This window comes from Streptomyces sp. NPDC087901, assembly GCF_044742205.1.
Lineage (GTDB): Bacteria > Actinomycetota > Actinomycetes > Streptomycetales > Streptomycetaceae > Streptomyces.
This window is the reverse complement of sequence record NZ_JBIUUC010000004.1, coordinates 537,204-558,263: the sequence shown is the minus strand read 5'-3', so window position 1 is coordinate 558,263 and position 21,060 is coordinate 537,204. Positions and strand designations below refer to the sequence as shown.

At 70.6% G+C, this 21,060-nt stretch carries 18 protein-coding genes; 7 read left to right on the top strand and 11 right to left on the bottom strand.

Translation table 11 applies throughout. The annotated features are described in order from the left end of the window. Window positions 1-116: 116 nt before the first annotated feature. The 4 genes from ACIOEW_RS16225 to ACIOEW_RS16210 form a co-directional block, all read right to left on the bottom strand. Window positions 117-707 (bottom strand): GNAT family N-acetyltransferase, encoded by a 591-nt coding sequence (locus ACIOEW_RS16225; protein ID WP_401964344.1) that lies wholly within the window; start codon window positions 705-707, stop codon window positions 117-119. Window positions 708-781: 74 nt separating this feature from the next. Beyond that, complete coding sequence (locus ACIOEW_RS16220) at window positions 782-1,441, bottom strand: DUF5063 domain-containing protein (RefSeq protein ID WP_350994827.1); 660 nt, start codon at window positions 1,439-1,441, stop codon at window positions 782-784. A gap of 101 nt (window positions 1,442-1,542) precedes the next feature. Then, the gene (recR, locus tag ACIOEW_RS16215; protein WP_266780167.1) at window positions 1,543-2,142 is read right to left on the bottom strand and encodes a recombination mediator RecR; all 600 of its coding nucleotides are present in this window, start codon (window positions 2,140-2,142) and stop codon (window positions 1,543-1,545) included. A 100-nt stretch (window positions 2,143-2,242) separates the two neighbouring features. Next, the gene (locus ACIOEW_RS16210; protein ID WP_362540532.1) at window positions 2,243-2,578 is read right to left on the bottom strand and encodes a YbaB/EbfC family nucleoid-associated protein; all 336 of its coding nucleotides are present in this window, start codon (window positions 2,576-2,578) and stop codon (window positions 2,243-2,245) included. Between the two features lie 377 nt (window positions 2,579-2,955). Between ACIOEW_RS16210 and ACIOEW_RS16205 the strand changes: the two genes are divergently transcribed. After that, window positions 2,956-3,750, top strand: a complete 795-nt coding sequence (locus ACIOEW_RS16205; protein ID WP_401964343.1) for an SLATT domain-containing protein — start codon at window positions 2,956-2,958, stop codon at window positions 3,748-3,750. Between the two features lie 53 nt (window positions 3,751-3,803). Here ACIOEW_RS16205 and ACIOEW_RS16200 read toward each other — a convergent pair whose 3' ends face one another. The 3 genes from ACIOEW_RS16200 to ACIOEW_RS16190 all read right to left on the bottom strand — a co-directional run bounded on the left by ACIOEW_RS16200 (window position 3,804) and on the right by ACIOEW_RS16190 (window position 6,875). Beyond that, complete coding sequence (locus ACIOEW_RS16200; protein ID WP_362539237.1) at window positions 3,804-4,454, bottom strand: hypothetical protein; 651 nt, start codon at window positions 4,452-4,454, stop codon at window positions 3,804-3,806. Between the two features lie 211 nt (window positions 4,455-4,665). After that, the gene (locus ACIOEW_RS16195; protein WP_401964342.1) at window positions 4,666-5,430 is read right to left on the bottom strand and encodes a GntR family transcriptional regulator; all 765 of its coding nucleotides are present in this window, start codon (window positions 5,428-5,430) and stop codon (window positions 4,666-4,668) included. 83 nt (window positions 5,431-5,513) lie between these two features. Next, the gene (locus ACIOEW_RS16190; protein WP_401964341.1) at window positions 5,514-6,875 is read right to left on the bottom strand and encodes an aspartate aminotransferase family protein; all 1,362 of its coding nucleotides are present in this window, start codon (window positions 6,873-6,875) and stop codon (window positions 5,514-5,516) included. A 169-nt stretch (window positions 6,876-7,044) separates the two neighbouring features. Between ACIOEW_RS16190 and ACIOEW_RS16185 the strand changes: the two genes are divergently transcribed. The 4 genes from ACIOEW_RS16185 to ACIOEW_RS16170 all read left to right on the top strand — a co-directional run bounded on the left by ACIOEW_RS16185 (window position 7,045) and on the right by ACIOEW_RS16170 (window position 12,410). Next, window positions 7,045-7,644, top strand: coding sequence for a type 1 glutamine amidotransferase family protein (locus tag ACIOEW_RS16185; RefSeq protein ID WP_401964340.1), 600 nt, complete (start codon window positions 7,045-7,047; stop codon window positions 7,642-7,644). Next, window positions 7,641-8,177, top strand: coding sequence for a MarR family transcriptional regulator (locus ACIOEW_RS16180; RefSeq protein WP_362539249.1), 537 nt, complete (start codon window positions 7,641-7,643; stop codon window positions 8,175-8,177). The genes ACIOEW_RS16185 and ACIOEW_RS16180 overlap by 4 nt, the downstream gene beginning before the upstream one ends. A gap of 106 nt (window positions 8,178-8,283) precedes the next feature. Further along, complete coding sequence (locus tag ACIOEW_RS16175) at window positions 8,284-10,272, top strand: serine/threonine-protein kinase (RefSeq protein WP_401964339.1); 1,989 nt, start codon at window positions 8,284-8,286, stop codon at window positions 10,270-10,272. 152 nt (window positions 10,273-10,424) lie between these two features. Further along, complete coding sequence (locus ACIOEW_RS16170) at window positions 10,425-12,410, top strand: Ig-like domain repeat protein (protein ID WP_401964338.1); 1,986 nt, start codon at window positions 10,425-10,427, stop codon at window positions 12,408-12,410. Window positions 12,411-12,584: 174 nt separating this feature from the next. Here ACIOEW_RS16170 and dnaN read toward each other — a convergent pair whose 3' ends face one another. Further along, window positions 12,585-13,709: a DNA polymerase III subunit beta gene (dnaN, locus tag ACIOEW_RS16165; protein ID WP_401964337.1), complete on the bottom strand. Its 1,125-nt coding sequence runs from the start codon at window positions 13,707-13,709 to the stop codon at window positions 12,585-12,587. Window positions 13,710-14,105: 396 nt separating this feature from the next. On the opposite strand from dnaN, the gene ACIOEW_RS16160 reads away from it, so the two are divergent. Continuing rightward, window positions 14,106-15,575 carry a helix-turn-helix domain-containing protein gene (locus ACIOEW_RS16160; protein ID WP_401964463.1) on the top strand — a complete coding sequence of 490 codons (1,470 nt, stop codon included), beginning with the start codon at window positions 14,106-14,108 and terminating at the stop codon, window positions 15,573-15,575. A 65-nt stretch (window positions 15,576-15,640) separates the two neighbouring features. Here the strand turns inward: ACIOEW_RS16160 and ACIOEW_RS16155 are convergent, their stop codons facing one another. Further along, a complete protein-coding gene (locus tag ACIOEW_RS16155) occupies window positions 15,641-16,534 on the bottom strand; it encodes a glycoside hydrolase family 19 protein (RefSeq protein WP_362539259.1) in 894 nt (297 codons plus the stop codon). A 313-nt stretch (window positions 16,535-16,847) separates the two neighbouring features. After that, complete coding sequence (locus tag ACIOEW_RS16150) at window positions 16,848-17,753, bottom strand: glycoside hydrolase family 19 protein (protein WP_401964462.1); 906 nt, start codon at window positions 17,751-17,753, stop codon at window positions 16,848-16,850. Window positions 17,754-17,986: 233 nt separating this feature from the next. Between ACIOEW_RS16150 and ACIOEW_RS16145 the strand changes: the two genes are divergently transcribed. Beyond that, complete coding sequence (locus ACIOEW_RS16145; RefSeq protein WP_401964336.1) at window positions 17,987-19,522, top strand: substrate-binding domain-containing protein; 1,536 nt, start codon at window positions 17,987-17,989, stop codon at window positions 19,520-19,522. 178 nt (window positions 19,523-19,700) lie between these two features. Here ACIOEW_RS16145 and ACIOEW_RS16140 read toward each other — a convergent pair whose 3' ends face one another. Beyond that, entirely contained in the window at window positions 19,701-20,984 is a 1,284-nt protein-coding gene (locus ACIOEW_RS16140; protein ID WP_362539265.1) for an adenylosuccinate synthase, read from the bottom strand. Window positions 20,985-21,060: the final 76 nt, after the last annotated feature.

The following is a 21,060-nucleotide window of genomic DNA, read 5'->3' as shown; positions in this document are numbered from 1 at the left end:
CGATCCGTGCAGGTACTCGCCCCAGCCGTCAGCCGTGTGGCCATGCCCTACCTCGAGGCCGCCGGTGCTTGTCCATGCGGAACGGAAGGCGGCGTCGGCGGTCGCCAGGCCGTCCGCTACCGGGCGACTCCCCGCACCTCTCGCGGGCCCGAACCCTGAGCGGCCGAGCCCGGCCACTCCGCGCGCAGCATCGCGAACAGCACGGTGTCGTACCGCTTGCCCGCCACCAGCACGGTCTCCCGGCGCCGGCCCTCCTCCCGGAAGCCCGCCTTGGTGAAGGCGCGGACGGCCCGCTCGTTGCCGCTCCAGGTGTCGAGCTCGATCCGGTGCAGGCCGAAGGCCCCGAACAGGTGCCCCACCAGAAGACTCAACGCCTCCGAGCCGTACCCGCCGCCCCAGTGGTCCCGGCTGCCGATGGTGACGCCCACCGTGACCAGCCCGGCGAAGGGGTCCAGGTCCCGGTAGTCCACCATCCCGATCACCGCGCCGTCGGTCAGATCCTCGACCGTGAAGACGGCTGAGTCCCTCGGGCTCAACCGGAGCATCGTCTCGAAGGCGTTCCCGATGGCCTCCGCCGTGACCGGCCCGAATAGCGGGTCACCACCCGCGGCCCAGTGGACCACCTCCGGGTCGTTGCGCCACCGGACGTGATGTTCCGCGTCCTCCGCGCGCAGCGCGCGGAGCCTTACCGTCGTACCTTCGATCATCCGGTGATCGTAGATCTTGAGAGGTCCTGCGGCGATCTTGTTTCGAACCACCCGGACCGAGGTCCTGCGGGGACCTACTTCACCGGCCGCAGCCCCAGCGGGCCCGCGATCTCCTCGACCATGACGCGGCCGGCCTCCTCGGCCAGGTCCTCGTCGCCGGCGTCCTGGTCGGTGTCCAGGCCGTCGAGCTCCTGGAGGGGCTGGTTCAGCCGGATGTGGGCGATGAGGGACTGGAGCGCGCGCAGGGCGGCGGAGGCGGTGGAGCCCCAGTTGGAGAAGTAGGAGAACTGCCACCACCACAGGGCCTCCGTGGTGCGGTCCTCCTCGTAGTGGGCCAGGCCGTGGCGCAGGTCCGTGACCAGGTCGGCCAGGTCGTCGGAGATGCGTGCCGGGACCGGGGCCTTGCGGGGCTCGTACGGGTCGAAGACCTCGGAGTAGACGTCGATCGGCTCCAGCAGGGCCGCGAAACGCTCGCGCAGGCCGTCCGCGTCCGGCTCGGCACCCAGGTCGGGCTCGTAGCGCTCGTCGGGAAGGATGTCCTCGTACGCGCCCAGCCGGCCTCCGGCCAGCAGGAGCTGGGAGACCTGGAGGAGCAGGACCGGGACGGCCTCCTCGGGCTCCTCGACCATGGACACCTCGGTGACCGCGACGATGAACGTCTTGATCTGGTCGGCGATCTGGACCGCGAAGTCGTCGGGGTCCTGCGTGACAGTGTTCAGCGTGGCGTCAGACATCGAGGAGACCTCCCGTGGGCACGGTCGCAGACGGTGAGTAGAAGATAGCTGCGCTGAACGTAAAGCCGCCGTGAGACCGCCGATCGACGGCCGGAAGACAATCAGACATCGAGCAGGCGCCTCCCCTCGAAGGCGCGGCCGAGAGTGACCTCGTCCGCGTACTCCAGGTCGCCGCCCACCGGCAGGCCGCTGGCCAGCCGGGTGACGCGCAGACCCATCGGCTTGACCATCCGCGCCAGGTACGTCGCGGTGGCCTCGCCCTCCAGGTTGGGGTCGGTCGCCAGGATCAGTTCGGTGATGGAGCCGTCGGCGAGACGGGCCAGCAGCTCACGGATGCGCAGATCGTCCGGGCCGACGCCCTCGATGGGGCTGATCGCCCCGCCCAGGACGTGGTAGCGGCCGCGGAACTCACGGGTCCGCTCGATCGCCACGACGTCCTTCGGCTCCTCGACCACGCAGATGACCGTCCGGTCGCGGCGCGGGTCCCGGCAGATCCCGCACTCCTCCTGCTGGGCCACGTTGCCGCACACGGCGCAGAAGCGGACCTTGTCCTTGACCTCCAGCAGCGCATGGGCGAGACGGCGCACATCCGTGGGCTCGGCCTGCAGGATGTGGAAGGCGATCCGCTGCGCGCTCTTGGGACCGACGCCGGGCAGCCTGCCCAACTCGTCGATGAGGTCCTGAACCACGCCTTCGTACAACGGAACGCCTTTCGGGCCGGGTCGGCTGCGTCGTGGTACGTACCGTAGGGGGTACGTACGGTCTTGGGTACGCCCGCGGACGTATGCGGTACGTCTGCGGTCAGAAGGGGAGGCCGGGCATGCCGCCCAGGCCCTGGGTCAGCGGACCCAGCTTCTGCTGCTGGATCTGCTGGGCGTTCTCGTTCGCCGCCTGGACCGCCGCCACGACGAGGTCCGCGAGCGTCTCGGTGTCCTCAGGGTCCACCGCCTTCGGGTCGATCACGAGGCCGCGCAGCTCGCCGGAGCCGGTGACCGTCGCCTTCACGAGGCCACCGCCCGCCTGACCCTCGACCTCGGTCCTGGCCAGTTCCTCCTGCGCCTCGGAAAGGTCCTGCTGCATCTTCTGAGCCTGCTGCAGCAGCTGCTGCATGTTGGGCTGACCACCACCGGGAATCACGGTCACTCCAGGCATTTCGACGACAAATGTTTCGGTAAGCCGAGCCTACGTGGTCCCTGGGCGGCGCGCCCCACCCACTGGCGAGCAACTCTTTCGAGTGAGTTCGGGCAGACCGTGGCAGGACTCCTATACCTGACCAGAGGCCCTGTGCACCCGGGAATACCGCGATTTCGACCCCACGGCCCACCATTCGGCGGTAGGAAGGGGTGCGTCCCGGCACACGCACGCACATCTCTCGTCACGCAAGGTTACGCACGAGGAACTGCGGGTCGCACCGGGCCAGTGAGCAGCGAGTGCACAGAGGGCAGAGATCCGCCCATCGTCGAGTACGCGGTCGAGAACACGCGTCGTTATCCAGCATGCAGAGGAGTACCCCGGTGAGTCAGCCGGAGATGCAGCCCGAAGGGCCGCCCCGCAACGAACCCGGTGTGCCCGGTCCGGCCGATTCCTCCGGTGCTGGCTCCGGCACTCGGAGCCGTGAAGCACAGGGCAGGGATCTGACCGGGACGCCCTTCCCACTCGGTGACTGGGGCGAACCCGCCCAGCGGCTGGACGAGCTGTACCGCTGGGTCGAGGCCGATGCGCTGCGCACCGCCGGCTGGTATCTGGGCGACCGGGTGTGGAAGCGGCGCGGTGCCAGGGCGCTGCGGCTGGGGACCGCGGCCGGGGCGGTGGCGGGCGCCGCGCTGCCGCTGCTCGACCTGACGGGCGCGCTGCACGGCGCGGCCGGCTGGGGGTACCTGTCGCTGCTGCTGGGCGCCGCGTCCATGGCGTGCGACCGGTACTTCGGGCTGACCTCGGGCTGGATAAGGAATCTCGCCACGGCGCAAGCTGTGCAGCGGCGGCTCCAGGTGCTCCAGTTCGACTGGGCGTCGGAGTGCGTGCGCGAGGTGCTCGGCCCGACCGAGGGGACGGCGAGCGAGGCGGCCGAGCGGTGCCTGGGGGTGCTGCGGCGCTTCTCGGAGGACATCACGGAGCTCGTACGGTCGGAGACCGCGGACTGGATGGTGGAGTTCCGGGCCGGTCCCGCGCCGATGGGGATGCAGGCGCTGGTCTCCGGCGGCGCGGGCGGTGGGCGCACGGAGCCGGGGGCTCAGCAGGGAAGGTTCCCGCTGCAGTCGATGAGCCGGCCGAACATGCCGCGGCAGCGGCCGCCGGAGTCCCCGCGGTGACCGGTCACCGGTGAGCACCGCGGGGAGCGGCGGGTTCCGCGCCCGACAGCCCCTCAGCTGAAAATGATCATCGAGCCCTGGGCGAGGCTGCGGGTGACCGCCGCATGGAGGCCGAGCCAGACATGGCGTTCCCGGGCGAACGGGTTGTCGTCGTACGGGATCGGCAACGCCGGTTCCTCAAGCGCGGTGGGCGCGGCGGGCGGCAGCGGGGCGGGTGGCGGGTTGGCCGGATCGATACCGATGGACGGGGCGACGAACTGGAGCTCCCGCAGCAGCCCGTGCCCCGAACCGAGCGGACCGCCGCCCTCCAGCAGGGCATCGGTGGACAGCGGCCCGGCAAAGTCCACGGGGACGTAAGCGCCCGCGTGGTCGTAGTGCCACACCAGGTGCGACTGCTGGGCGGCCGGCTCGAACATCTCCAGCAACTGCTCGTAGTCCCCGCCCAGTTCGTCGACGGGGGTGACGGCAAGGCCGCTGAGGTGGAGGAGATAGGCGCGGCGCAGGAAGTGCAACGCGTCGTAGTCGAAGCCCGCGACCGGGGCCACGTCACCGGTCAGTCCGGGCATGTACGCGTAGACGGGCACGGGCGGCAGCCCTGCGTCGACGAGCGCTTTGTCGTAGACGGCTATCTCTTCGGCGAAGGGGTTGTCGGGGCTGTGGCACAGCACATCGACGAGGGGGACCAGCCACAGGTCACAGGCCACGAAGTCTCGCTCTCATGCGGGGATGCGTGCGGTGGTGCGATGGTCGGGACAGCGTAATGCGGCCGGGACGTCGCGGACAGTGGTCCCTCACGACCGACTCCGCCGGCCCACCCGGCTGTCGGTCTGCCCGGCCGTCTGTCGGTCAGCCCGGCCGCCTGTCTGTCTGCCCGGCGTCTGTCCGTCTGCCCGGCCGTCTGTCCGTCCGGACCGGTCAGGTGCTCGGACGCCGCTTGGCGGCGGGCCCGTCCTTGTCGTCCGGCCGCGGTGCGTGTCCCGGATGAGCCGGGTCTCCGGCCGCCAGCCGGTCCGCCCAGCTCAGGGCGTGGCTGTTGTAGTCCTCGACGGCCCTGCGCAGAGCGTCGCGGTCGCGGTGCGAGATCGCGGCGACGAGTTCGGGGTGCCCGTTCCACAGCCAGTCCCGCACATCGGCGTCGCCGCGCAGGTACGGCACGGCGAAGACCCAGGCCTGGACGCGCAGCCGGTGGAGGAAGTCGGTGATGTAGCTGTTGCCGACGAGCGCGCCCACCTCGCGCCAGAAGCGCAGGTCGTAGCCGATGAGGATGTCCAGGTCACCGCCGCGCGCCGCGCGGGAGGCCTCCTCGGCCCGACGGCGTACGGAGACGAGCGCGTCCCGGTAGGCGGCCTGCTCAGGCGGCGAGGGGAGCGCCCCCGTGAAGACGTCCCGGATGACCCCGTCCATGACCAGGGCGCGGGCCTCCACCATCGCGCGGTAGTCCGCGACGGTGAACTCGTGGACCCGGAATCCGCGGTGCTGGTCGGATTCGAGCAGGCCCTGCGCGGAGAGATCGAAGAGTGCCTCGCGGACGGGCGTCGCGGAGACGCCGTACTGCTCGGCGATCTGCTTGACGGTGAACTCCCGTCCCGGCTGCAAACGCCCGGCCAGCACCTCGTCACGCAGCGCGTCCGCGATCTGCTGGCGCAGCGTACTGCGGGTGACCGCTCCGCTCGCGCGCATGGCGCCCCTCCCCATTTCGGCCTCGGGTCACCTTAGACGAGGGAAAGGGGAGGGGCGCGGGTCGCCGGCGCCCAGGGGCGGCGTTACGCGGTGTGCTCGTCGGCCACCGACAGCGCGGCGTCGAGAGCGGCCAAGCCCTCCTTGGCCTCGGCCTCGGTGACGTTGCACGCAGGAACGGCGTGGGTGCGGTTCATGTTGATGAAGGGCCACAGGCCGTTCTTCTTCGCCGCAGCGCCGAAGGCCGCCATCGGCGCGTTGGCCTCGCCCGTCGCGTTGTACGGGACCAGCGGCTCGCGGGTCTCCTTGTTACGGACCAGCTCCAGCGCCCAGAACGCGCCGAGGCCGCGGACCTCGCCGACCGACGGGTGGTTCTCGGCGAGCTCGCGCAGACCCGGGCCCAGGACCGTCTCACCGATGTGGGCGGCGTTCTCGATGACCTTCTCCTCCTCCATCACATGGATGGTGGCGACGGCGGCCGCGCAGGCCAGCGGGTGGCCGGAGTAGGTGAGGCCGCCCGGGTAGGGGCGGGTCTCGAAGGTGGCGGCGATCTCGGCGGAGATGGCGACGCCGCCGAGCGGTACGTAACCGGAGTTGACGCCCTTGGCGAAGGTCATCAGGTCGGGGGTGACGTCGAAGTGGTCGGCGGCGAACCACTTGCCGGTGCGCCCGAAGCCGGCCATGACCTCGTCGAGGACGAAGACGATGCCGTACCGGTCGCAGATCTCGCGGACACCGGCGAGATAGCCGGGCGGCGGCGTCATGATGCCGGCCGTGCCCGGGATGGTCTCCAGGATGATCGCGGCGATGGTCGAAGGACCCTCGTAGGCGAGGGTGTCCTCCAGATGCTGGAGCGCGCGGGCGCACTCCTCCGCCTCGGTCTCGGCGTAGAACGGCGAACGGTAGAGGAACGGGGCCCAGAACCGTACGACGCCCGCGGAGCCGTTGTCGGACGCCCAGCGGCGCGGGTCGCCGGTCAGGTTGATCGCGGTGGAGGTGGCGCCGTGGTAGGAGCGGTAGGCGGACAGCACCTTCGTGCGGCCGGTGTGCAGCCGGGCCATCCGGACGGCGTTCTCGACGGCCTCGGCGCCGCCGTTGGTGAAGAAGATCTTGTCCAGGTCGCCGGGGGTGCGCTCGGCGATGAGGCGTGCGGCCTCGGAGCGCGGCTCGATCGCGAAGGCGGGCGCGAAGGTCGTCATCTTCGCCGCCTGCTCCTGGATCGCGGCGACGACGGTGGGGTGCTGGTAACCGATGTTGGTGTAGACGAGGCCGCTGGTGAAGTCGAGGTAGCGGTTGCCGTCGTAGTCCCAGAAGTACGACCCCTCGGCGCCGGCGACGGCGAGCGGGTCGATCAGGCCCTGGGCGGACCAGGAGTGGAACACGTGCGCGCGGTCGGCGGCCTTGACGGCCGCGCCGGCGGCGGAGTCGACAGGGGGATGAGGGGTCATGCGAGGAGCGTAGGCGGCGGCGGGCGGCGGCGGCATGGCCACCTTGTATGGCGTGGGCCGCCTGGTTCGGCAGGGTGTCGGGTCCGTCGCAAACCCCGAAGTCATTGACAACATATTGTCGATGCGACAGCATGTTGTCATAAGTGTTCTTCCCGCCGAGGAGGCCGTCATGACCCGCAGGACGAGGACCGCACACCTGGCCGTGTACGACACCTACGCCGACTGGGAGACCGGGCACACGACCGCCCACCTCGCCCAGAACGGCTTCACCGTCCGGACCGTCGGCCCCACCACCGCTCCCGTCACCAGCATGGGCGGGCTGAGCGTGCGCCCCGATCTCGCGCTCGCGGAGCTGCGCCCCGAGGACAGCGCACTGCTGATCCTGCCGGGCGCCTCGCTGTGGGACTCCGGCGACGCGCTCGCCCCCTTCGCCCGTACCGCACGCGCCTTCCTGGACGCGGGCGTGCCGGTCGCCGCGATCTGCGGGGCGACGGCGGGGCTGGCCCGCGAGGGGCTGCTCGACGAGCGGGCGCACACGAGCGCGGTCTCCTTCTATCTGGCGGCCACCGGTTACGCGGGCGGCGCGCACTACACCGACGCCGATGCCGTCACCGACGGCGACCTGATCACGGCAGGACCCACCGAACCGGTCGCGTTCGCCCGCGAGGTCTTCGCCCGCCTCGGGGTGTACGACGAGAAGAAGCTCGACGCCTGGTTCCGGCTCTTCCACGATTCGGACTCCAGCGCGTACGAGGTGCTGCAGGGATGAGCGACGCGGACCAGGACCGGCTGAGCGACGCGGACCGGAACCGGCCGAGCGACGCGGACCAGGACCGGCTGAGCCGGACCGCACTCGGCGTCTTCCACCTCAACGGCCGGTTCCTCTCCGTGGCGGAGAAGCTGGCCGCTCCGGCCGGACTGACCGCCGCGTGGTGGCAGGTGCTCGGCGCGGTGATCACCGAGCCGCTGCCGGTCTCCGGAATCGCCCGGTCGATGGGCATCACCCGGCAGGCCGTGCAGCGCATCGCCGACCTGCTGGTGGGCAAGGGTCTCGCGGAGTACCTCCCCAACCCGGCCCACCGCCGCGCGAAGCTGCTCCGCCCGACGCAGGAGGGCCGCACCGCGATGTCCCGGATCAACCCGGGCCACGCGGAGTTCGCGGCGCGCCTCGCGCAGGAGCTGGGGGACGAGGGCTTCACGGAGACGGTACGGGTCCTGGAGCGCCTGACCCGGGTCATGCGGACGCTGGCCGGTCCCGACACCCCCGGCCCGTCCGACTCCCCCGGCCCTTCCGGCGGTTGAGGGAACGGCCCGAGCACGGACCGGCACCGCGACCCCGCCACCGCACACCCGCGCCGCTATTCTCGACCCGTCCGGTGTGTCGCCGTACGGGGGAGGACTGCACACCATGGAGAAGCTCGGGGCCACCGATCCGCAACGCATCGGCGCCTACCGCCTGCTGGGCCGGCTCGGCGCAGGCGGCATGGGCCAGGTGTACCTGGCCCGCTCGGACCGCGGACGCGTGGTCGCGCTCAAGCTGGTCCGCGAGGAACTCGCCGAACAGCAGGAGTTCCGCGACCGGTTCCGGAAGGAGGTGCAGGCCGCCCGCCGGGTCGGCTCCACCTGGACCGCCCCCGTACTGGACGCCGACACCGAGGCCGCCGTTCCGTGGGTCGCCACCGGATACGTCGCCGGCCCCTCCCTCCAGGCCACCGTCTCGGGGCGCGCGAGCACCTCGGCGGGCCCGGCCCCGGGGGCGTACGGCCCGCTGCCCGACCGCTCCGTTCACATCCTGGGCACCGGCCTCGCCCACGCCCTCCGGGCCATCCACTCCGCGGGGCTCATCCACCGCGACCTCAAGCCGTCCAACATCCTGCTGACGATCGACGGCCCGCGCGTCATCGACTTCGGCATAGCCCGGGCCCTCGACACCCTCACCGACGGCGGCCTCACCCGCACCGGCGCCCTGGTCGGCTCGCCCGGCTTCATGTCGCCCGAGCAGGTGCGCGGCGAGCGCGTGACCATGGCGTGCGACGTGTTCTGCCTGGGGTCGGTGCTGGCGTACGCATCGACCGGGCGGCTTCCGTTCGGTGCGGCGGCCAGCGGGGTGCACGCACTGCTGTTCCGGATCGCGCAGGAGGACCCGGACCTGACCGGGGTGCCGGTCGACCTCGTGGAACTGGTCCAGGACTGCCTCCGCAAGGACCCCGAAGCCCGTCCGTCCACGGACGAGATCCTGGAGCGGCTGGACGAGGGCGACACCGCGGAACCCTGGCTGCCGGGCGCGCTCATCGCCCAACTCGGCCGTCATGCGGTGGGGTTGCTGGACTCGGAAGACCCGACGGGCACGGTCCCGGCGAACGCGGTACCGGCGGATACCTCCCCTGCGAACGCGGTACCGACGAACGCGGCCCCGGCGGACGCCGCCCCCACTGACACCTCGCTGCCCGGGAACACACCCCAGCCCCCCGTCGGCCCGGCACCGGCGGAAGCCACGACACCGGCACCACCGACACCACCCGCGCCCGGCAGCGTCCAGGGGCTCCCCACCATGATCGGAAGTCCCACGCCCGCCGCACCGCCCACCACACCGCCACCGTCCGGGACGCCCTCGCCCCCGTACGGCTACCCGCAGCTGCCCGCCCAGCCGCACCCGGGCCAGGGGTACGGATATCCGCACCAGCAGAACCCCAACCAGGGCTACGCGTACGGCTATCCGCAGCAGCCGCGCTTCGGCCCCACGCCCCCGTACGGCCCGCCCCACCCGACCGGCATCCAGCCGCCCGTACCCGCGCCCGCACGCCGGAGCGCAGGCTCGACTGTCGCCCTCGTCGCCATCGCCGTGCTCGTCGCCATCGGGGCTGGCGGGTCCGTCTACGCGTTCATGAGCGACCGCGACGCGACCACCACCGCCTCCCCCACCGACCCATCTCCGTCAGGCGGTTCCTCCGACTCGCCCTCCCCCGACGACCCGCAGAACCCGTCGGCCGGCGACGACGGGCAGAACGGCGACGACGGGCAGGGCGACGACGACGAGGGAGACGTACCGGAGGGATATCTGGGCACCTGGGCCGGCAGCATCGACAACGTCACCGGCCACTCCACCCGCGAACTGGTCATCCAGCAGGGGGCGGTGGGCGAGGCCGTCCTGACCCTCACCGCGGAGGGACCGCTGGACAACGGAGGCACCTACACCTGCGTCTTCGAGGCGGACCTGGCAGCCCGACCGTCCGACGGCGGACCGGTCAGCGTCGGCCCGTCCACGGTGACGCAGGGCGAACCGATGACGTCCTGCACCCCGGGCAGCCCCACCACCCTCACCCTGCTCCCGGACGGCACCCTGAGCCGGGTGAACACGGACTCCGGCGAGAAGCTCACGTACACGAAGTCCGGCTGAGCCGGACAACCCGGATACATGTGTGCCGCCGGCACCGAATATGTGCACGCGCTGTGAAGGTCATGCCATACCCTTCGACCCTGGGCCGTACCCCGTTCACATCTCCGGGTGCCACGCGGCCCACATTCACCGTGGGGGTTGACGTCATCATCATGCGCACTCGAAGAATCTCCACCGCGACCTCGCTCGCGGTCCTCTTCAGCTCAGTAGTGCTGGTCGGGGGTGCGGCGAACCCGGCCGCCGCCGACTCCAGCAAGATTCTTCCTGCCGCGTCCGTCGGCGACATCGTCACCGACGGCGTGCACAAGCGCGTCTTCATCAGCGACCCGACCGGCGGCAAGGTCCTCGTCACCGACTACAACGGTGCGCTCGTCGCGACGATCCCGTCGCTTCCCGGGGTGACCGGCCTCGACCTGTCCGCCGACTCCGGCACGCTCTTCGCCGCCGTGGCGGGCGCCGACGCCATCGTCACGATCGACACGGCGGCGCTCACGGAATCCGCCCGGTACGACACCGGCAGCGGCACGTTCCCGAAGTACCCGGCGCTCGCGGGCGGCAAGCTCTGGTTCGGGTACGGCCCGACCGGCGCCGGCCACATCGGTTCGCTCGACCTGACCGGCGCCGAGCCGGTCGTGAACCTGGACCAGGAGACGGCCGGCACCTGGTACCTGGCGCCGACCCTGGCCTCCACCCCCGGCGCACCCGGCGTGCTGGCGGCCGGTGTCGAGAGCCAGAGCCCGACGGAGCTGGCCACGTACGACGTGGCGTCCGGTACGGCCACGCGCACCGCGTACACGTCCACCGGGGCCAATCTGCGCGATCTCGCGCTGAGCCCGGACGGCACGCAGGTCGTGGTGGCCAGCGGCTCTCCGTACAACCACCAGGCCTACCGGACCTCGGACCTCACGCCCGACATCTCGTACCCCTCCGACGCGTACCCCAACGCCGTCGACATCGCCCCGGACGGGACGGTCGCCGCCGGCATCGACGGCTGGTACGAGCCGGATGTCTACGTGTACAAGCAGGGCGTCACCGCCAAGCCGGTCCGGACGTACGACTTCCCCAACACCGGGAACTCCAGCGGTTCGGACACCCTGGATCCGGCCGGACTGGCCTGGGCACCGGACACCAGCCGGCTGTTCGCCGTCACCGTGAACAGCCTCGGTGTCCGCTCGCTGCGGGTGCTCACCGACCCCTCCAGGTCCGTGACCACGGTCACGGTCACCGCCCCGGCGAAGGCGACGCGCGCCAAGAAGCTCACGGTCACCGGCAAGGCGACGTCGAACGCGGCGTTCACCGCTGGCGCCAAGGCCACGGTGACGCGTACCGACATCGAGTCGCCCAAGGGCAAGGCCCTGCCCGCGGTGGTCCTGAAGTCGAACGGCACGTTCTCCTTCACCGACACCCCGCCCGCCGGCGGCACGGTCACGTACAAGGTGTCGTACGCGGGTGACGCCACCCACTCCCCGGGGTCGGGCAGCGACAAGGTCGCCGTCTCCCGCGCGGCCACCTCGCTGACCCTGAACCGCAACAAGGCGCTGTACGCGTACGGCACCGATGTGTCGTTCACCGCGCACCTCGGCACGACGTACAAGAACCGCACCGTCGAGCTGTGGGTGGACCCGTTCGGCACGGACAAGCCCAAGAAGCTGGTGAAGACCGGCAAGGTCAACTCCAAGGGCAATCTGTCCACCACGGTCGACATGACCCGGGACACCACCGTCACCGCCGTCTTCAAGGGCGACGCCCGCTACGCGCCCAAGACGGTCACGTCCACGGCGTACGCCAAGGTGGCGGTCTCGACCACCGTCTCCAAGCAGTACAAGACGGTCAAGATCGGCTCCGCTTCGTACGCGTACTTCCACAAGAAGACCAACCCGGTCTTCACCACGAAGATGACGTACTTCAAGAACCGCAAGCTCCTGCTCTCGCTGGAGCTCTACTACGGGGGCAAGTGGTACGCGGCGGGCTCGCAGTACTTCCAGCTCGGCCCCAAGGGCACGGCCGTGACGCTGACCGGTACGCATGAGACGGGCTACCGCATGCGTGTCCGCGCCTCGTACGTGAACAACACGTCGGGCGACAACGTGAACTCGACCACCCACGGCGCCTGGAAGTACTTCTACTTCACCAAGTGACCGGGCAGATATGCCGGACGGCTGCGGGGCCGGGCGCAAGCAGCCCGGCCCCGCAGCCGTGTCCGTTCGCCGGACGGAAGCCGGGCGGAAGCCGGGCGGAACTCCGAACGGAACTCCGAACGGAACCCAAGCGGGCCCCGAACGGAACCCACGCGGAACCTCGACGGAAGCGCCCTACATCAGCGGCTTGACCGACATGAGCAGGTGCTGGTGGGACGGCTCCGCCGTGCCCGCCGCCTCCTCCCGGTCCGCATGCCCGGTGACCATGGCGCGCTGACCGGGGCCCATCAGCTGGAACCGGACGACCGGGGTGTCGAACGAGGACAGCGCGTCCATCAGGTACGAGGGGTTGAACGCGACCGCCAGCTCATGGGTCCCCGCCAGCTCGGCAGGCAGCCGCTGGGATGCCACGTCGTCCTCGTATCCGGCCTGGAGAAGCACCGAGTCGGCGCTGAAGGCGAGTTGGAGCGGGCTGTCTCCGTCCGCCACCACCGAGACCCGCTTCACGGCCTCGACCAGGGCTTCGCGTCCGGTCACCGCCGTGACCGGGTCGGACAGCATGAACAACTTGTCGTGGCGCGGGAGTCGGCCGTCCAGGAGCCGGACCGTCGTCCGCATCCCGTCCAGCTCGAACCCGGCAGAACCCCTGTCCAGCGCGAGGCTGACCGTGCCCGTCCGGCCGAAGGAGCGGGCGATCTCGGAGAGTCGGCGCGACGGGACGATGACATCGGCCGAGACGTCCGCCGCCGCGGGCTTCCACGCCAGCCTGCGGACCGCGAAGCGGTACCGGTCCGTGGCCGCCAGGGTCATCCGGTCCCCGTCGAGCCCCAGCCGGATCCCGGTGAGCGTCGGCAGGGTGTCGTCCCGGCCCGCGGCCACCGACACATCGGCGACGGCATCCGCGAACTCATGGCCGTCCACCGCCCCGAGTACCTCGGGCAGCGGCGGCAGAGCCGGATAGTCGTCGAGCGGCAGCACCGCCAGACCGAACCCCGCACCGCTGCCCGTCACGGTGAAGCGGGACCCCTCGACCGCGCACTCCACCGCCCCCTCGGGCAGCACCCGGCACACATCCAGCAGCCGGCGGCCCATGACCAGCACCTTGCCTGCCCGTGCGGTCTCGGCCGGCACCTCGATGCGGGCGGACGCCTCGTAGTCGAGGCCGGAGATGCAGAGCCTGCCGTCGGCCGCCTCCAGCAGGAGACCGCCCAGCACGGGAACGGGCGACCTCGTCGGCAGCACCCGGGCCGCCCAGGCCACCGCGTCCGCGAGTTCGCCGCGTTCGATCCGGAACTCCATGGTGGTGACCTCTTCCTCGCGCGCCGACCGTCTCCGGTCTCCGACGCTAAGGGGCACCACTGACAACGCGGCGCAGAGGCGGCTGCGGCCGACGACAGCGGCCACCCCCGTGAGCCGATGCCGTCGTCCCCCGCGCCTCTCCCCCGAAAGGCCCGCAACCGCGTTCGGACTCTAGGTTGCGGGGCAGGAGAGGGAAAGATTCAGTTCGCACGGTGTGGTCGGGCAGAGGTATCAGTTCGCACAGCCGAACCGGTACGCTGCACTCCGGTTTTTGGCGGGCCCAGGGACCAGAGGTCTGGGACCAGAGGCTGGACGCCAGAGGCCAGGGACCGGCGAGCAGAGGACGGGGGCGGCGGCAAAGTGCACGCGCGGATGCGGGCGGACGACGTCATACGGATGCACGGCCTGGCCCGGTCGGGCGGCACACAGGAACTGCTGCGCTGGGTGTCGGGGCGTGCGGAAGGCTGGGCGGGGCTGCTCGGTGGCGACGGCACCGTTCTGCACGGCGTCGCCCGGGTCCCCGATTCCACGGGCGTCGGATCGGCCGCCCTCGCGACCGAGTGCGCCAGGGAGCTGACCGCGCTGGGCGCCCGCTCCTTCTCCTTCGACAAGGGCACGCACACCGCGCTGTTGTACTCCCTGGACGTGCCGCCGGACGTTCCCGCGCCGGTGCTCGCCGTGGTCGGCCGACGTCCGCTGCCCGACGGGCTGTCCACACTCCTTGCCGACGCGACCCTTCCGCTGGCCCTGTGCTGGGCGGCCGAGACCGTCGAACGCAAGCGCCGTCGCGTCGACCTGGCGGAGTCCCGCGGCCGGGAAGCGGTGCTGCATCTGCTGATGACCGGCCAGCTGTCGATCGCGCACCAGGTCGCGGGCGCCCTGAAGCCCAGCCTGCCGGACCCGGTCCGGGTCTGCGTCGTCGAGTGCTCGGGCCGTGACCGGGACGAGGTGGCCCGCATCTGCGCGGACCTGTCCGGGGGGCGGTCCTGGATCGTGCGGTGCCCCGTGTACGCAAGCCACCTGATCCTCATCGTGCCCGCGAAACCCGGGCAGGCGGACGGGCGTCTCGGATCGCAGGTCGCCTCGGTGGTGGACGACTGCTTCGTCGGCATCAGCGAGGACGTGACGCTGACCGACACGGCGACCGCGTACCGCCAGGCGTTCCACGCGCTCGCCGTGGCCCGCGGGCTTCCGGAGCGACACGCCCGCTTCGGCTCCGCTCCCGAACTCGCCCTGGTGGCAGGTGCCGAGGGCGCCCGGTGGGCGGACGCGCTGCTGGCCCCGCTGCTCGCCCATCTGCCGCGGCGCGGCCAGGACCCGGGCAGCCAGGAGCTCGCGGCGACGCTCACCTCCTGGCTCGCGTTCTCCTCGCACGCGACCGACCACCTGAAGATCCACCGCAACACCCTGGCAGCGCGACTGCGGCTGATCGGGGAGCTGCTGGAGCTGGACCTGCACAAGGTCGCCGACCAGTCCGCGATCGACCTGGCCCTGCGCATCCGCGCCACGCCCGCTCTGCCCCGGCCCGCCCGGCCGGGACGTACTCCGTCGGAGCCCGTGCGCTCGCCGGACGAGATCCTGCGCGTACCGGCGGTCCGTTCCTGGGCGATGCAGCAGCTGCGGCCGCTCGGCGACCCGGGGGCTGCCGGCAGCACCGCGGACCCGTACACCACGCTCCGCACCTGGCTGGCGTGCGAGGCCCAACTAGGGCCGTGCGCCCTGGCACTGGGCATCTCCGTGCCCGGGGTGCGCAAGCGGCTGAGCCGGCTGGAGACCGTACTCCAGCGCTCGCTGCTGCGGACGCCCAGCGCCCGCTACGACCTGTGGCTGGCGTTCCGGTCCCTGGACCTCGCCGACGCTGGATGACGGCGACGGGGGGCGCGCCGGGCCGTCCGGCCTGACACACCCCCCGTTCCAAGGGAGTTCAGCCGTCAGCAGCTGAGGTTCGATCCGGCCGTCGTTCCGAGGATCTGCACGAAGGCCTGGTACTTGTCGATCCGGCTCTGGACCTGGGCGGGGTTGCCGCCGTTGCACTCCAGGGAACCGTTGATGGAGCGGATCGTCTCGCCGAATCCGGCGCCGTTCACCATGGCGTTGTGGGCCGTCATGGTGCCGGGGCCGTTCTGGGTGTTCCAGTACCAGAGGCCGGTCTTCCAGGCCACGGACGCATCCTGCTCGACCAGGTAGGGGTTGGCCAGCAGGTTGATGCCGAGCGCGTCACCGGCTGCCTTGTAGTTGAAGTTCCAGCTGAGCTGGATCGGCCCGCGGCCGTAGTACGCGGCCTGGCCCGCGGGACAGCCGTAGGACTGGCTGGTGTCGCAGTAGTGCGGGTAGTTGGCCGTGTTCTGCTCGACCACGTACACCAGGCCGCCCGTCTCATGACTGACGTTGGCGAGGAAGGCCGCGGCCTCCTGCTTCTTCACCGTGTCGCTGCCGGTGTTGGAAAAGCCCGGGTAGGCGCTCAGGGCGGCGGTCAGACCGCTGTAGGTGTAGAAGGAATTGCGGCCCGGGAACATCTGGTTGAACTGCGCCTCGCTGACGACGAACCCGTCGGACGAGCCCGGGTCACCGGGGTCCGTACCGCCGCCTCCGCAGCTGCCCTGGTCGGCCCAGACGTCGGAACTGCCGGGGGTCTCGTTCTGGGTCCACCACTTGGCGGTCCAGTTGTGCCCGTTGTACGAGGCGGCGCCGCCGCCCGTGTAGACGGAGGAGGAGTTCCAGGCAGCCGCGCACTCGGCCGCCGAGGCGGTGGTGGCGGGGAGGATGACGAGCGTCGCGACGACCGCGCCCAGCGCGGCGAGCAGGCCCATGATGCGTCTGATCATGTGAGCACTCCTTCGGCGCGGCGCACCGAGCTCGTCGGCGCGCCGCCATGGGGGGTGCCGCCACTCAAGCGCTGCTGGTCTGAACCTGTCAAGGTCTAGACCAACACGAGGAGTCCCGCCCGATGCCGCCCCCTCAACGCCCGGTACCAGCAGTCCGGTTCAGGAAGGGCTCCTCAACAGGCCTGATCCGGAAGGAGTCCGTCCAGAACGACACGGGTCCCGACGACGGGTCCGAGGACAAAAAAACCTTCGGACCCGTCCAGCATGCGGGACACGGACCGCCCGGTCGTTCGGTCCCGCGACGGCGCTCTCATCAACAGGTAAGGCGCGCGCCGGGGTTCGTGCCGATGATTCCGGTGATCCGCTCATACTTCGCGACCCGAGCCCGCACCGATGCGGGGTTGCCCCCGTCGCACTCCAGGGACCCGTTGAGCGACCGGATCGTCTCGCCGAAGCCCGCGCCGCCGACCATGGCGTCGTGGGAGGTCATGGTCCCGGGGCCGTTCTGGGTGTTCCAGTACCAGAGCGCGGTCTGCCAGGCGACCGAGGGATCCTGCTCCACCAGCCACGGGTTGTTCAGCAGATCGAGGTCGAGCGCGTCGCCCGCCGCCTTGTAGTTGAAGTTCCAGCTGAACATGATCGGGCCGCGCCCGTAGTACGCGGACTGCCCGGCCGGGCAGCCGAACGACTGGCTGTAGTCGCACTTGATCCAGTAGTTGGCCTCGTTGATCTCCTTCACGTACTGCAGGCCGACCGACTCGAAGTCGGCGTGCGTCAGGAACGCCGCGGCCTCCCGGCTCCTGGTCGCCTCGGTTCCGGTGTTCGCGAAGCGCGGGTAGGCGTGCAGGGCGTCGATCAGGCCCTGGTACGTGTAGAAGGGGTCGCGGTCCGGGAAGATCTCGTCGAACTCCGCCTCACTGATGACGAAGTCGGAGACCCCGCCCGCACAGGCGCCGCGGTCGGACCAGACGGTGGTGGCGCCCGGGTTCTCGTTCCGCGTCCACCACTTCGCCGTCCAGTTGCGGCCGTGATGCGCGACGGTGCCGCCGGCCGCGTAGGCGGTCGAGGAGTTCCAGAGAGGTGCGCACGCGGCCGAGGTGGCGGGTACGGCGTTCGCGGTGGCGGCACTCGCAGCGGCGGCTCCCGCAGTGGCTGGGAGAAAGGCCGCCGTCGCGATGACGGCGCTCAGTACGGTCAGAACACTCTTGATGCGGTTCAGCGCTGCTCACTCCTTCGGCAGGGCACCCCGAACAGGCTCCGGCATGCCGTCGGGCATCCCGACACCCAACCCCGATTGGTCTGGACCTGTCAAGGTCCAGACCAATCGCCCGCTGCCCGAACGGCGGGCGAACACCTGGCGACGGAAACCGGTACTCGCCACCACCCGCACGCCCTGCTGCATACGGTGACCCGCACTCGTACAGACGTCCGGCAGCCGAGGGGGAACGGGCCGTGGAGTGGTTCAGCGCCGAGAACATCGTGGCCGTACTCACCGCAGTGCTGGGCGTTCTCGCCTCCGTGGGCGTGCTCTGGTACGAACGACGCGTGCCCCGCCGCAAGCGCATCGGCTACCGCGTACAGATGGACACGCCGATCGGCAGCGACGTCAGCCAGGCGCGGGCCAACGTGCGGCTCGGCCTCTTCGACGAGACCCCGGACATGGCGGACGCCACTCTCGTCCTGCTCCGCATCGAGAACGACGGCTCGCAGTCCGTCGACCGCGGCGACTACACCGGACCGGACGGACAACTCCACGGACTGGTGGTCGAGTTCACCGAACGCCGGGTACGCGGCATCGCCGTCACCCACTCCCCGGGCGCCGACCACCTCATGGACCACTTCAGCCCGTCCGGGGGGCTCCGCGGCAGCGGGTCGCTGATCCGCCTGCCGCGTGTCCCGCTCAACCGGGGCGAGCACTTCAAACTCCTGGTCCTGCTCACCGGTTCACACGTGGGCAGCCCCATCCGCATCACCGGCGGCATCCGGGACGGCGAGGTACGGCCGAACACCGCAGCCCGCCCGGACGAGAAGCCCCCGCTGTTCGGCCGGGCCGCCCGGTTCATCACCGTGGCCCTGACCGTCTGCGTGATCACGCTTGCCTCCATCATCCTGGTCCGGGACGACACCCCGCCCCCGATCGGCTGCGCCCGCGGCGAGCTGACCGTGACCGGCTCCACCGCCTTCGAACCGGTCCTGCGGGAACTGGCGGAGAAGTACGGAAAGGCCTGCGAGGGCGCCACGATCACCGTGGACCCGCACGGCAGCACCGCCGGAATCAGAGAACTGGCCGAACGGGGAGCCCGGGCCGGGAAGTCCGGCTCGCCCGCCCTCGTGGCCCTCTCCGACGGACCGAAGCCGAGCGGCTTCCCGCAACTGCGCGAGAACCGCGTCGCCGTCTCGCTCTTCCGCCTGGTCGTCAACGACAAGGTCCCACTGAAGAACCTCACCCGTGACACCATCCGCGGCGTCTACCGGGGCGACATCCGCAACTGGAAGCAGCTCGGCGGCCCCGACCTGCCCGTCCTCCTCGTCAGCCGGGACGCCAACTCCGGCACCCGCGAGGTGTTCCAGCGCCGGGTCCTGGGCCGCAACGAACCCGCCCAGTCCTCCCGCGACTGCACCACGAAGGACGACCCCCGGGCCCCGGTCATCCGCTGCGAACTCGACTCCACCGACCAGGTCCTGGCCGAGGTCGGCCGGCTCGACGGCGCGATCGGCTACAGCGAACTGCGCACGGGCACCAAACCGGCCGGGGCGCACCAAGTCGCCATCGACGGCGCCGCCCCGTCCGTCGACACGATCGGCACCGGCAGCTACCCGTACCGGGAGATCGAGTACGCGTACACGTACGGCAGCCCGCCCGCCGACTCGCTGGCCTCCAGCTTTCTCTCCTACCTCAGCCGGGGCAGCGGCCAGGACGTCATCCGCACCCACGGCCACCTGCCGTGCGCGACACCGGAGGGTCTGCGGATCTGCGGCGAGGACTGAGGGCGGATACGTGAGAGGGCTGAGGGCGGATCTGCGGCGAGGTCCGAGGGCGGTTGTGTGAGGGGATGAGGGCGGATACGCGGGGGCCCGAGGGCGCATACGCGAGAAGCCTGAGGGCAGGTACGCGGGAGGGCCGGGACGATTGCGCCGCCCCGGCCCTCCTTCCGCTCCCTTGTGACTACAGGAACGAGTTGATCTCGATGGTCTCGGTACGGCCGGGGCCGACACCGATCGCGGAGATCGGGGCGCCGGACATCTCCTCCAGCGCCTTCACGTACGCCTGCGCGTTCTTCGGCAGGTCTCCGAAGGTCTTCGCCTTCGTGATGTCCTCGGACCAGCCCGGCAGCATCTCGTAGATCGGCTTCGCGTGGTGGAAGTCGGTCTGGTTGTACGGGAGCTCCTCGACGCGCTTGCCGTCGATCTCGTACGCCACGCACACCGGGATCTGCTCCCAGCCGGTCAGCACGTCGAGCTTGGTGAGGAAGAAGTCGGTCAGGCCGTTGACCCGGGTCGCGTACCGCGCGATCGGGGCGTCGAACCAGCCGCAGCGGCGGTCACGGCCGGTGGTGACACCGCGCTCGCCACCGATCCTGCGCAGCGCCTCGCCGTCCTCGTCGAGCAGTTCCGTGGGGAACGGACCGGCGCCGACGCGCGTCGTATAGGCCTTGAGGATGCCGATGACCCGGCTGATCTTCGTCGGTCCCACGCCGGAACCGGTGCAGGCGCCGCCCGCGGTCGGGTTCGACGAGGTGACGAAGGGGTACGTGCCGTGGTCGACGTCGAGCAGCGTGCCCTGACCGCCCTCGAAGAGGACGACCTTGCCCTCGTCGATGGCGTTGTTCAGGATCAGCGTCGTGTCGGCGACGTAGGGCCTGATCTGCTCCGCGTACTGGAGCATGTCCTCGACGACCTTGTCGGCCTCGATGGCGCGCCGGTTGAAGACCTTGGCCAGAAGCTGGTTCTTCTGCTCCAGGGCCGCCTCGACCTTCTGCACGAGGATCGACTCGTCGTAGAGGTCCTGGACGCGGATGCCGACCCGGTTGATCTTGTCGGCGTACGTCGGGCCGATGCCGCGCCCGGTCGTACCGATCTTGCGCTTGCCGAGGAAGCGTTCCGTCACCTTGTCGACCGTGACGTTGTACGGGGTGATCAAATGAGCGTTACCGCTGATCAGCAGCTTGGACGTGTCCACGCCGCGGTCGTTCAGCCCACTCAGCTCGGAGAGCAGGACCGCCGGGTCGACGACGACACCGTTACCGATGACCGGGGTACACCCCGGTGAAAGGATTCCGGAGGGGAGGAGATGAAGTGCGTACTTCTGGTCACCGACGACCACCGTGTGGCCGGCATTGTTGCCGCCTTGGTAGCGCACCACATAGTCCACGGATCCACCGAGGAGGTCGGTGGCCTTTCCCTTGCCCTCGTCACCCCACTGAGCACCGAGCAGCACAAGTGCGGGCACAGGCGTACACCCCTTCCGGGCGGGGCATGTCCAAGGTCAGGGGGCGTACGTAAACGCCGTACATGCCGTACGACGT

What these genes read in the sequence shown, in the direction of transcription:
- ACIOEW_RS16225 (WP_401964344.1), bottom strand. Translation starts at nt 707, where the DNA reads ATGATCGAAGGTACGACGGTAAGGCTCCGCGCGCTGCGCGCGGAGGAC.
- ACIOEW_RS16220 (WP_350994827.1), bottom strand. Translation starts at nt 1,441, where the DNA reads ATGTCTGACGCCACGCTGAACACTGTCACGCAGGACCCCGACGACTTC.
- ACIOEW_RS16195 (WP_401964342.1), bottom strand. Translation starts at nt 5,430, where the DNA reads ATGCGCGCGAGCGGAGCGGTCACCCGCAGTACGCTGCGCCAGCAGATC.
- ACIOEW_RS16190 (WP_401964341.1), bottom strand. Translation starts at nt 6,875, where the DNA reads ATGACCCCTCATCCCCCTGTCGACTCCGCCGCCGGCGCGGCCGTCAAG.
- ACIOEW_RS16185 (WP_401964340.1), top strand. Translation starts at nt 7,045, where the DNA reads ATGACCCGCAGGACGAGGACCGCACACCTGGCCGTGTACGACACCTAC.
- ACIOEW_RS16180 (WP_362539249.1), top strand. Translation starts at nt 7,641, where the DNA reads ATGAGCGACGCGGACCAGGACCGGCTGAGCGACGCGGACCGGAACCGG.
- ACIOEW_RS16175 (WP_401964339.1), top strand. Translation starts at nt 8,284, where the DNA reads ATGGAGAAGCTCGGGGCCACCGATCCGCAACGCATCGGCGCCTACCGC.
- ACIOEW_RS16170 (WP_401964338.1), top strand. Translation starts at nt 10,425, where the DNA reads ATGCGCACTCGAAGAATCTCCACCGCGACCTCGCTCGCGGTCCTCTTC.
- dnaN (WP_401964337.1), bottom strand. Translation starts at nt 13,709, where the DNA reads ATGGAGTTCCGGATCGAACGCGGCGAACTCGCGGACGCGGTGGCCTGG.
- ACIOEW_RS16160 (WP_401964463.1), top strand. Translation starts at nt 14,106, where the DNA reads ATGCACGGCCTGGCCCGGTCGGGCGGCACACAGGAACTGCTGCGCTGG.
- ACIOEW_RS16155 (WP_362539259.1), bottom strand. Translation starts at nt 16,534, where the DNA reads ATGATCAGACGCATCATGGGCCTGCTCGCCGCGCTGGGCGCGGTCGTC.